This is a genomic window from Streptomyces sp. NPDC056480, assembly GCF_042795405.1.
Lineage (GTDB): Bacteria > Actinomycetota > Actinomycetes > Streptomycetales > Streptomycetaceae > Streptomyces.
The window spans coordinates 25,936-36,985 of sequence record NZ_JBHTSA010000084.1 but is presented as its reverse complement, the minus strand read 5'-3'; the positions used below and the strand labels follow the sequence as shown (position 1 = coordinate 36,985).

Sequence of the window (11,050 nt, the reverse complement as noted above, 5' to 3'; positions counted from 1 at the left end):
GAAGCCCGGCGGGCCCGACCACGGAAGTCGGCGCGGGGACCGCCGCACCCCCGAATCGGGGGGCGGGACGACGGCGGTCCCCGCGAGGACACGGGCCCGGGTCAGGGCCGGCCTCCGCGTCCGCGGCGTCGTCAGGAGTCCGGGAGCCGCTCCGGAAGTCCGTGACGCCGACAACCACCAATGTGCCGGACGCGTGTTAAGCGGGTGCTGCGCGAACGTGTCGCGCTCGTACCGATTGCGCGAACGCGCCCGCGGCACCCGCCGCACCGGCCCGGGGAACTACTTCGCGCCGCCGTTGGCCAGGAAGGCCAGCAGGTCCTGGCGGCTGACGACGCCGGTCGGCTTGCCCTCGACCAGCACGATCGCCGCGTCGGCGGCCTCGCCGAGGACGGACATCAGGTCGGCGACCGGCTCGCCGGAACCGACCTGCGGCAGCGGCGCGCTCATGTGCTCCTCGAGCGGGTCCTCGAGGGAGGCCTTCTTGGTGAAGAGGTGGTCGAGCAGCTCGCGCTCGACGACCGAGCCGACGACCTCGGCGGCCATCACGTCGGGGTGGCCGGCGCCGGGCTTCACGATGGGCATCTGGGAGACGCCGTACTCGCGGAGCACCTCGATGGCCTGGCCGACGGTCTCGTCCGGGTGCATGTGGACCAGGGAGGGCATGGTGCCGCCCTCCTTGTGGCGCAGGACGTCGGCGACGGTGGCCGTGGAGGTGTCCTCCAGGAAGCCGTAGTCGGCCATCCACTCGTCGCTGAAGATCTTCGACATGTAGCCGCGGCCGGAGTCCGGCAGCAGGACGACGACGACGTCGTCCGGGCCGAGCTCCCTGGCGACCTCGAGCGCGGCCACGACGGCCATGCCGCAGGAACCGCCGACGAGGAGGCCCTCCTCCTTGGCGAGGCGGCGGGTCATCTGGAACGAGTCCTTGTCGGACACGGCGACGATCCGGTCCGTGACGTTCCGGTCGTACGCGGTCGGCCAGAAGTCCTCGCCGACGCCCTCGACCAGGTACGGGCGGCCCGAGCCGCCCGAGTAGACCGAGCCCTCCGGGTCGGCGCCGATGACCTTCACGGAGCCGCCGCTGGCCTCCTTGAGGTAGTTGCCGGTGCCGGAGATCGTGCCGCCGGTGCCGACGCCCGCGACGAAGTGGGTGATCTTCCCCTCCGTCTGCTCCCAGAGCTCGGGACCGGTGGTCTCGTAGTGGGAGCGCGGGTTGTTCGGGTTGGAGTACTGGTCGGGCTTCCAGGCACCGGGCGTCTCACGGACCAGGCGGTCCGAGACGTTGTAGTACGAGTCCGGGTGCTCCGGGTCGACCGCGGTGGGGCAGACGACGACCTCGGCCCCGTACGCCCGCAGTACGTTGATCTTGTCGAGGGACACCTTGTCGGGGCAGACGAAGATGCACTTGTAGCCCTTCGTCTGCGCCACGATCGCCAGGCCGACGCCGGTGTTGCCGGACGTGGGCTCGACGATCGTTCCGCCGGGCTTGAGCTCGCCGCTCTGCTCGGCCGCCTCGATCATCCGCAGGGCGATCCGGTCCTTGACCGAGCCTCCGGGGTTGAAGTACTCGACCTTGGCCAGAACGGTCGCCTGAATACCCGCTGTGACGCTGTTGAGCTTCACCAGCGGGGTGTTGCCGACGAGGCTGATCATCGAGTCGTGGAATTGCACCGTAATCTCCGGGGTCTCCGTAATGGTGTGGCCAGCGTATGCGTAGTCGGAGCGGGTTACGGGGCAGTTAGACCCTGAACGGCTTGAAGGAGGTGACGGCCCCATGTCGAGGGCGAGGGTGGCGCGGCGGATCGCGGCGGGTGCGGCGTACGGCGGCGGGAGCATCGGACTGCTGGGTGTGGCGGCGGTGGGCGTCCTGCTGGCCGAGATGCAGATCGCGAAGCGGACGGTGGGCGGCGGAGCGGCCCCCCTGCCACCGGGGGCGGACGGCCTCTACGGCCGCGCGTTCGGCACGGACGACCCCCTGCGGCTGGCCCTTCTGGGTGATTCCACGGCCGCGGGTCAGGGGGTGCGCCGCTCGGGCCAGACGCCGGGAGCGCTGCTCGCCTCGGGGCTCGCAGCGGTCGCGGAGCGGCCGGTGGTGCTGCGGAACGTGGCGCTCTCCGGCGCCCGCTCCGACGACCTGGAGCGTCAGGTGTCGCTGCTGCTCGCCCAGCCGCTCGGGCCGCCGGACGTCTGCGTGATCATGATCGGCGCGAACGACGTGACGCACCGGATGTCGCCGACGGAGTCGGTACGGCTCCTGGCGTCGGCGGTCCGGCGGCTGCGGACGGCCGGCGCGGAGGTGGTGGTCGGGACCTGCCCGGACCTCGGGACGATCGAGCCGGTCTACCAGCCGCTGCGCTGGCTGGCCCGGCGGGCCTCGCGGCAACTGGCGGCGGCGCAGACGATCGTGGTGATCGAGCAGGGCGGCCGGACGGTGTCGCTGGGCGACCTGCTCGGGCCCGAGTTCGCGGCGAACCCGCGCGAGATGTTCGGGGTGGACAACTTCCACCCCTCCGCTGAGGGGTACGCGACGGCGGCGATGGCGGTGCTGCCGACGATGTGCGCGGTGCTGGGGGTGTGGCCGGAGACGGACCGCCTGGAACCGGCACGGCGGGAGAACATGCTGCCGGTCGCGAAGGCGGCGGCGGAGGCGGCGAAGGAGGCGGGCACGGAGGTCACGGGCGCCCGCGCCCCCTGGGCCCTTCTGAAGCACCGCCGCAGGCGGCGTCTGCCGGTCGCGGCGGACGCGTCGCCGGAGGCGCAGGGGGAAGGGGCCGCGGAGACACCCGCCCCCACCAACTGAGCGCTCGCTTAGAAAAGAGGTCCGCATCACATGCCCAGGCCGGTGACCCCATGCGGTACGTACGGGTAACTTCCCTTTCAGTCCGCTCACTCCGCACCCTCATGGAGCCGTGATGCCCGAAGCCGTGATCGTCTCGACCGCCCGCTCGCCCATCGGCCGGGCCTTCAAGGGCTCCCTCAAGGACCTGCGGCCGGACGACCTCACCGCGACCATCGTCAAGGCCGCCCTGGCCAAGGTGCCGGAGCTCGACCCGCGCGACATCGACGACCTGATGCTGGGCTGCGGCCTTCCCGGCGGCGAGCAGGGCAACAACCTGGGCCGCATCGTGGCCGTGCAGATGGGCATGGACCACCTGCCGGGCTGCACGATCACCCGGTACTGCTCCTCCTCGCTGCAGACCTCCCGCATGGCGCTGCACGCGATCAAGGCCGGCGAGGGCGACGTCTTCATCTCGGCCGGTGTCGAGATGGTGTCCCGCTTCGTGAAGGGCAACTCGGACTCCCTGCCCGACACGCACAACCCCTTCTTCGCCGAGGCCGAGGCCCGTACCGCCGAGGTCGCCGCCTCCGAGGGCTCCACGTGGCACGACCCGCGCGAGGACGGCGTCATCCCGGACGCGTACATCGCCATGGGCCAGACCGCGGAGAACCTGGCCCGCCTCAAGGGCATCAGCCGCCAGGAGATGGACGAGTTCGGCGTCCGCTCGCAGAACCTCGCCGAGCAGGCCATCAAGAACGGCTTCTGGGAGCGCGAGATCACCCCGGTGACGCTCCCGGACGGCACCGTGGTCTCCGGGGACGACGGCCCGCGCGCCGGCGTCACCCTGGAGGGCGTGCAGGGCCTCAAGCCGGTCTTCCGCCCCGACGGCCTGGTCACCGCCGCCAACTGCTGCCCGCTGAACGACGGCGCCGCCGCGCTCGTCATCATGTCGGACACGAAGGCCCGCGAGCTCGGTCTGACCCCGCTCGCCCGCATCGTCTCCACCGGCGTCTCCGGCCTCTCCCCCGAGATCATGGGCCTCGGCCCGGTCGAGGCGTCGAAGCAGGCCCTCAAGCGCGCCGGCCTGACCATCGGCGACATCGACCTGGCCGAGATCAACGAGGCCTTCGCGGCCCAGGTGATCCCGTCCTACCAGGACCTGGGCCTGGACCTGGACAAGGTGAACGTCAACGGTGGCGCCATCGCCGTCGGCCACCCCTTCGGCATGACCGGCGCCCGGATCACCGGCACGCTGATCAACAGCCTCCAGTTCCACGACAAGCAGTTCGGCCTGGAGACCATGTGCGTCGGCGGCGGCCAGGGCATGGCCATGGTGATCGAGCGCCTGTCGTAAGGCCGGGCCCCAGGGCGGCCGCGCGCCTGCCGTAGGACGGGGAGTGCGCCGGGGCGCGTCTCCTCGTACCGAGGGCTCCAACCGCTCCGCGTCCGAGCCGTGACCGAATCTCCCCCAGGATGTGACCTACGTCCCGGGGGAGTTCGTTTTCCCAGGTCAGAGCCGTTTCGGGACTAAACACCTGGTAGAAATACCTGTCCAATTCGTGACGTAATGCACTGACAGCGGGCCCCACCCCAGGACAAGCTGATGTAGGAAGTCGGGGGATCGACTCGGAATCGGGAGTACGTCAGTGAGCGCCATGCCTCTTGCCCTGCTGCTGACCACGGCCGCTGCCACGGCCGTGGGCGCTGCCGCCCTGCACGCCGTCCACGGTCTCCGCAAGCAGGTCACGGCCCTGCGGAGCGAACTGGCGGCCGGGCACGGCGTCACCGTTCCCGCGGCCCGTGCCACGCCGGCGGCCGAGATACGGGCCGCGGTCGCGGAGGCGCTGGCCGAGGAGCGCGAGCGCGAGCTCGCCGAGGCGCGGGCCTTCTGGGCCGCGCAGGAGGCCCGGGACGCGGCCGACGCCCCGTCCCTGCTGGGCGGCCTCGGCGGCCCGGTCGACGACGGCACCTTCTTCGTCCCGCGTCAGGCCGACTTCGTGGGCCTGGAGGCGATGGCCCTGGAGGCCATGGAGGCGGAGGCGGCCGCGCTCGACGGCCCCGACGCGCTGGACCCGCTCGACTCGATCGACGCCTTCGAGGAGTACCCGGAGGACTCGGCCGAGCTGGCCGCGGCCCGTCGCCGGCACCCCTCGCACCCGGACTTCGTGCCGGTGCAGACCCCCGTCGTCACCGACCACGAGCGGACGGTGGCCCGCCTCGAGGAGCTGGCCGACACCGCCACCGCGCTGACCGACGTGCGTCCGGGCCCGCTCGGCACGCTCGACGTGTACGTCTTCGCGGACGGCACGACGCTCTGTATGACCCCGGGGCACCGCGAGACCGCGGAGCGCCTCGCGGAGGCCCTGCGCTCCGGTCGTACGCCGGTGCTGCTCGGCGGCTCGGGCGTCTCGGGCGCCTTCGCCCTCACCTTCTCGTACGGCGAGGCGGACGACGAGAACGTCTACATCCTGGCGGACCGCGTCATCGCATCCCTCTGATCCCGCGCCCCTCGCACCGGGCGGGCGCTACAGCCCCGAGCGCTCCGCCGCCTCACGGACCAGTCCCACGGCCTCTGCCAGTTCCCCCTCGCGGGAGTCGGCCGGGGCCGTTCGCAGGATCTCGGCCAGATCGTTCCCGGCGACGACCAGCTGGTCGGCCACGGTGAAGACCCCCGCGTCCGGCATCGTCCTCGGCTCCCGCTCCGGGTCCTCCGCGCGCTGGGCGCGCACCGCGAGCTCGCGGGCGAGGGCAAGCCCCTCGGCCGCCGCGCCGCGCTGGAGGCGGCTCTGCGGGGCGGCCCGCAGCCGGTCCGCGAAGCGTTCGACGGCGGCGGTCAGTTCACTCGTATCGCGCACCCCGCGACCCTACGCGCCGTCCCGGGCCTCTTGCCAACGGGCGAACACTTGGGCACGGTGACGTGAAGAAGTGCCAGGAGTACGAGGAGCACACGGTACGACGCGTCCGGAGGCGCCGATGTCCCACACATTCTCCGAAGAGACCCACCGCAACATGCTGGCCCGCATCCCGGGCCGCACCGGTCGTGAGATCTCCGACTGGATGCGCACCGTCGAGGAGGGACCCTCCCTCCTCCGATTCGAGGAGCGGGTGAGCTGGCTCCGCGGGGCCCACGAGCTGGCCTACGGCCACGCGAAGGCGATCCTGCACGAGTACGACCTGCGGCGGGCGGCCCGGAGACTGCTCTGAGGTCCGAGCACCACCTCGTCCGACGGGGAAGGTCGGAGCACCGCCCCCGTCCCGACCGGGAGACGCGGAAGGGCCCGCCCGGCACGAAGCCGGACGGGCCCTTCCCCCCGAGTCGGGACGCGTCAGTCGTCGCCCTGCAGGATCGACAGCAGACGCAGCATCTCCAGGTAGATCCACACCAGGGTCATGGTGAGACCGAAGGCGGCCAGCCAGGCCTCCTCGCGCGGCGCGCCGTAGGTCACGCCGTCCTCGACCTGCTTGAAGTCGAGGGCGAGGAAGCAGGCGCCCAGGATGATGCCGATGACACCGAAGAGGATGCCGAGGCCACCGCTGCGGAAGCCGAGGCCGTCACCGCCGGCGAAGACGGCGAACAGCAGGTTGGTCACCATGAGGAGCATGAAGCCCATCGCGGCGGCCATCACGAAGCCGTAGAAGCGCCGGTTGACCCGGATCCAGCCCATCTTGTAGGCGATCAGGACGCCGGCGAAGACCGCCATCGTGCCCAGGACCGCCTGGATGACCACGCCGTCGGCGATGTACGTCGAGACGGCGGCCGAGATCACTCCGAGGAAGACGCCCTCGAAGGCCGCGTAGCTCAGGATGAGCGCCGGCGACGGCTTGCGCTTGAAGGACTGCACGAGCGACAGCACCAGGGCGACCAGGGCCGCGCCGATGGCGATGCCGTAGGACTTGCCCAGGTTGGCGGGGTCGACCGGCAGGAGCAGCCAGGACAGGACGGCGGTGAGCACGACCGTACCGAGCGTCATGGCCGTACGGCTCACGACGTCGTCGATCGTCATCACGTTGCCGCGGGCCTGCTGCGGGGCACCGAGCTGCGTGTCCTGCGGGGCGTACGGGTTGGTGGCGTACGGGTTCGTCGCGCCCTCGGCATACGGGTTGCCGGTGGCGTACGGGTTGGTTCCGACGGCGGGGCCCCCGGCCTGCGGCTGCTGGCCGTTGAAGCCCGCGGTGCCGTTGTCGCGGCTGAACCCCCGTCGCGAGAAGACCGGGTTGCTGCTCCTCATCTCACTCCTCCATGGCGTGCCGCATGCGCGCGGCCTCGCGTCAAGAGTAATGCGTAGGCAAAAGAAACTCTCTAGTGCTCGGGGAGGATCTTTTCCCGTACGTTCTCGATCTTCGTGCGCTCCCTCGCGGAGGTCGCGAGGGCCCGCCCGGTGAGTGAGGGGCTTCGCCGGGCCACAGGCGTGACACCTGGGGCCCGGGTGGTGCCCGGAACCGGACTCGAACCGGTACGGCCCGAAGGCCAGCGAGGTTTAAGCTCGCCGTGTCTGCATTCCACCATCCGGGCGTCGCGAAGCTCCGCGTTGGCACATGAGCCTATCCGGGGCGCTTCCCCCGTTCAGCGGAACATCCTCCCGATGTTGTCTTATTTTATTGACGTCTGAGGGTGCGTCAGTGCAGGTGAGGGGCGTTTCGCCGAACTGTGACAGGGGTCGCAGGCGCAAAGCCGCACCCCCCGGAATGACGAAAAGTCGTCGCACGTGTGTCACGTCGGCGCGAACCCGGCTCTCAGGGGCGCCGTCATACCTCAGGAGGAGGATCGGGCCCCCCGGTCCGACTCGAGACTGCCTTGGGAACGGGCATGTGGGCGGACGATCCGAGCGCCAACGCTCGACACGATGGAGGGGTTCCCGAAGAAGCCCCGCAGTGACAGGAGTCCCTCGTGACCACCACCCCCACCGTGTCCCGCGCCACCGCGGTGGCCGCCCGCGCCACGGATCTCTCGAAGGTCTACGGACACGGCGAGACCCAGGTCGTCGCGCTCGATCACGTCACCGTGGACTTCCGCCAGGCCGAGTTCACCGCGATCATGGGCCCCTCGGGCTCCGGCAAGTCGACGCTCATGCACTGCGTCGCCGGCCTCGACTCCTTCTCCTCCGGATCGGTCCGGATCGGCGAGACGGAGCTCTCCACCCTCAAGGACAAGCAGCTCACCCAGCTGCGCCGGGACAAGATCGGCTTCATCTTCCAGGCCTTCAACCTGCTGCCGACGCTGACGGCCCTGGAGAACATCACGCTGCCGATGGACATCGCCGGCCGGAAGCCCGACAAGCAGTGGGTCCAGCAGGTCATCGACATGCTCGGACTCTCCGCCCGGCTCAGCCACCGCCCCACCGAGCTCTCCGGCGGCCAGCAGCAGCGCGTGGCCGTGGCCCGCGCCCTGGCCTCCCGCCCCGAGATCATCTTCGGTGACGAGCCCACCGGAAACCTGGACTCCCGCTCGGGCGCCGAGGTCCTCGGCTTCCTCCGCAACTCCGTCCGCGAGCTGGGCCAGACCGTCGTCATGGTCACCCACGACCCGGTCGCCGCCTCCTACGCGGACCGCGTGATCTTCCTCGCCGACGGCCGGATCGTCGACGAGATGCTGCACCCGACGGCGGACGGCGTGCTCGACCGCATGAAGGCCTTCGACGCCAAGGGCCGTACGAGCTGACGCCGTAGCGCAGCCGGCTCCGCCCCACCCGCCGTCCCTCCTCCTCCAGGACACACCCATGTTCCGTACCGCCCTGCGCAACGTCCTCGCGCACAAGGCGAGACTGCTGATGACCGTCCTCGCCGTGATGCTCGGCGTGGCCTTCGTCTCCGGCACCCTCGTCTTCACCGACACCCTCTCCAACGCCTTCCGCAACCAGTCGGCGAAGAGCTACGACGACGTCGCCGTCGCCGTCGAGATGTACCCGTCCGCCGAGGAGGCCCGGAAGACCCCCGGTCTCTCCCAGCAGGTCGTCGACAAGGTCGCGGAGCTCGACGGGGTCGCCTCCGTCTCCCCCCGCGTCGACGGCTTCGCCGGCGTCCCCGACAAGGACGGCAAGCTGATCGGCGTCGGCTGGTCCAACAAGGGGACCAACTTCGCCCCCGGCAAGGACGGCAAGGACCGCTCGTACGCCTTCACCTCCGGGAACGGCCCGGCCTCGGCCGGTCAGATCGCGCTCGACAAGGACACCGCCGACAAGGGCGGCTACAAGGTCGGCGACACCGTCCGCGTCGCCACCAACGGACCGGTGAAGGAGTACGAGCTCTCCGGCGTCTTCACCACCGAGGACGGCGCCGTCAACGCCGGCGGCAGCCTGGTCGTCTTCGACACCGCCGTCGCCCAGAAGCTCTACCTGAAGCCCGGCTACTTCCAGAACCTGACCGTCACCGCCACCCCCGGCGCCGACGCGGAGAAGCTCCGCGACCAGGTCCTGACGGTCGTCCCCAAGTCCGCCACCGCGCAGACCGGCACCGACCTCGCCGCGCAGCAGGCCAAGGACATCGAGTCCGGCCTCGGCGCGCTCAACCAGGTGCTCCTCGGCTTCGCGGGCATCGCGCTCTTCGTCGGGATCTTCCTGATCTCCAACACCTTCACCATGCTGGTCGCCCAGCGCACCAAGGAACTGGCGCTGATGCGCGCCGTCGGCGCCTCGCGCAAGCAGATCACCCGCTCCGTCCTCGCCGAGGCCGGTCTGGTCGGCCTGGTCGCCTCGGCCGTCGGCTACGTGCTCGGCATCGGTCTGGCCGTCTCGCTCCGCTCGGCGATGAGCGCCTTCGACATGAAGATCCCGGCCGGTGACCTCGTCCTCGGCACCACCCCGGTCCTCACCGCCTTCCTCGTCGGCGTCCTGATCACGATGTTCGCCGCCTGGCTGCCCGGCCGCCGCGCCGCGAAGATCCCGCCGGTCGCCGCCATGAGCAGCGTCCACGCCACCGCGAGCACCAAGTCGCTCGTCGTGCGCAACTCCATCGGCGCGGCGATCACCGCACTCGGTGCCGTGCTCATCGTGCTCGGCGCCGGCCAGGGCGGCGACGACGGCCGCATGCTCATCGCGGGCGGCGCGTTCCTCACCCTCATCGGCGTGATCGTGCTGATCCCGTTCCTGTCCCGGCCCGTGATCGCCGTGATCCGCCCGGTCTTCGTGAACCTCTTCGGAGTCTCCGGCAAGCTCGCCGGCCTGAACGCGGTCCGCAACCCGCGCCGCACCGGCGCCACCGCCTCCGCGCTCGCCATCGGTCTGACCCTGGTCACCGGTCTCTCGGTGCTCGGCGCCACGGTCGGCTCGGCCCTGGACAAGATGACGACCGACCAGATCAAGGCCGACTACATGGTCTCGATGGCCAGCGGCACCAGCCTCAGCCAGGAGGCCCTGACGGCCCTGGAGAAGGCCCCGGGCGTCACCGCGGTCTCCCCGCAGCAGAACGGCGCCTTCGAGCTCAAGGGCTCGTACGTCTCGGCCTCCGGCGTCACCCCCGGCGACATCGAGAAGGTCCTCAAGCTCGACGTCGTGAACGGCTCGATGGCCTCCCTCGGCCAGGGCAAGATCGCCGTCGACGACAAGACCGCCGCCAAGCGCGGCCTGAAGGTCGGCGACACCGTCCCCGTCGAGTGGCTCGACAAGCAGAAGGGGAAGCTGACCGTCGGCGCGGTCTACAAGGGCAGCGAGTTCGTCTCGCCGGTCCTGATCGACACCGAGCTGATCAGCGCGCACGACGACCAGGCCGGCATCCAGCAGATCTTCGTCTCGACGGAGGGCGGCCCGAGCGCCGCCCACGAGAAGGCCCTGTCGAAGGCCATGGGTGACAACCCGGCGATCACGGTGATGGACCAGAAGGACATCCGTGACCTCTTCGGCGGCCAGATCAACATGCTCCTGAACATCGTCTACGGTCTGCTCGCGATGGCCCTGGTGATCGCGGTCCTCGGTGTCGTCAACACCCTGGCCATGTCGGTCTTCGAGCGTCAGCAGGAGATCGGCATGCTGCGGGCGATCGGCCTCGACCGGCGCCGGGTGAAGCGGATGGTCCGTCTGGAGGCCGTCGTCATCTCGGTGTTCGGCGCGGTCGTCGGCATCGGCCTCGGCTCCTTCCTCGGCTGGGCCATCGGCGAGACCTTCAAGAGCAGCCTGCCGGGCTACTCCCTGGTCCTGCCCTGGGACCGGATCGGGATCTTCCTGGTCCTGGCCGCCCTGGTCGGCGTCCTCGCCTCCCTGTGGCCGGCCCGCAGCGCGGCCAGGCTGAACATGCTCGCCGCCATCAAGGCCGAGTAGCCGGGTCGCCGGGCAACGGAAG

Annotated in this window: 9 protein-coding genes and 1 tRNA gene; 6 read left to right on the top strand and 4 right to left on the bottom strand. The window is 70.6% G+C overall.

Going from position 1 to position 11,050, the window contains the following annotated elements; translation table 11 throughout:
- Positions 1-279: 279 nt before the first annotated feature.
- On the bottom strand, positions 280-1,671 hold the full coding sequence (locus tag ACFQ79_RS29200) for a cystathionine beta-synthase (RefSeq protein WP_383589063.1): 1,392 nt from the start codon (positions 1,669-1,671) through the stop codon (positions 280-282).
- A gap of 118 nt (positions 1,672-1,789) precedes the next feature.
- Between ACFQ79_RS29200 and ACFQ79_RS29195 the strand changes: the two genes are divergently transcribed.
- From ACFQ79_RS29195 to ACFQ79_RS29185, 3 genes are all read left to right on the top strand, one after another.
- Positions 1,790-2,800 carry an SGNH/GDSL hydrolase family protein gene (locus tag ACFQ79_RS29195; protein WP_383589064.1) on the top strand — a complete coding sequence of 337 codons (1,011 nt, stop codon included), beginning with the start codon at positions 1,790-1,792 and terminating at the stop codon, positions 2,798-2,800.
- A 112-nt stretch (positions 2,801-2,912) separates the two neighbouring features.
- Positions 2,913-4,133, top strand: a complete 1,221-nt coding sequence (locus ACFQ79_RS29190) for an acetyl-CoA C-acetyltransferase (protein ID WP_383589060.1) — start codon at positions 2,913-2,915, stop codon at positions 4,131-4,133.
- A 301-nt stretch (positions 4,134-4,434) separates the two neighbouring features.
- A complete protein-coding gene (locus tag ACFQ79_RS29185) occupies positions 4,435-5,277 on the top strand; it encodes a hypothetical protein (RefSeq protein ID WP_383589058.1) in 843 nt (280 codons plus the stop codon).
- Positions 5,278-5,304: 27 nt separating this feature from the next.
- Here the strand turns inward: ACFQ79_RS29185 and ACFQ79_RS29180 are convergent, their stop codons facing one another.
- Positions 5,305-5,634, bottom strand: a complete 330-nt coding sequence (locus ACFQ79_RS29180) for a hypothetical protein (protein ID WP_229313735.1) — start codon at positions 5,632-5,634, stop codon at positions 5,305-5,307.
- A 118-nt stretch (positions 5,635-5,752) separates the two neighbouring features.
- On the opposite strand from ACFQ79_RS29180, the gene ACFQ79_RS29175 reads away from it, so the two are divergent.
- Positions 5,753-5,983: a DUF4287 domain-containing protein gene (locus ACFQ79_RS29175; protein ID WP_383589056.1), complete on the top strand. Its 231-nt coding sequence runs from the start codon at positions 5,753-5,755 to the stop codon at positions 5,981-5,983.
- 122 nt (positions 5,984-6,105) lie between these two features.
- On the opposite strand, the gene ACFQ79_RS29170 is transcribed toward ACFQ79_RS29175, so the two are convergent.
- Positions 6,106-7,008 carry a Bax inhibitor-1/YccA family protein gene (locus tag ACFQ79_RS29170; RefSeq protein ID WP_318210159.1) on the bottom strand — a complete coding sequence of 301 codons (903 nt, stop codon included), beginning with the start codon at positions 7,006-7,008 and terminating at the stop codon, positions 6,106-6,108.
- A 199-nt stretch (positions 7,009-7,207) separates the two neighbouring features.
- Positions 7,208-7,292 (bottom strand) — tRNA-Leu (locus ACFQ79_RS29165).
- Positions 7,293-7,667: 375 nt separating this feature from the next.
- On the opposite strand from ACFQ79_RS29165, the gene ACFQ79_RS29160 reads away from it, so the two are divergent.
- The gene (locus ACFQ79_RS29160; protein WP_319319006.1) at positions 7,668-8,438 is read left to right on the top strand and encodes an ABC transporter ATP-binding protein; all 771 of its coding nucleotides are present in this window, start codon (positions 7,668-7,670) and stop codon (positions 8,436-8,438) included.
- A 58-nt stretch (positions 8,439-8,496) separates the two neighbouring features.
- Positions 8,497-11,028: an ABC transporter permease gene (locus ACFQ79_RS29155; protein ID WP_383589053.1), complete on the top strand. Its 2,532-nt coding sequence runs from the start codon at positions 8,497-8,499 to the stop codon at positions 11,026-11,028.
- The last annotated feature ends 22 nt before the right edge of the window (positions 11,029-11,050 follow it).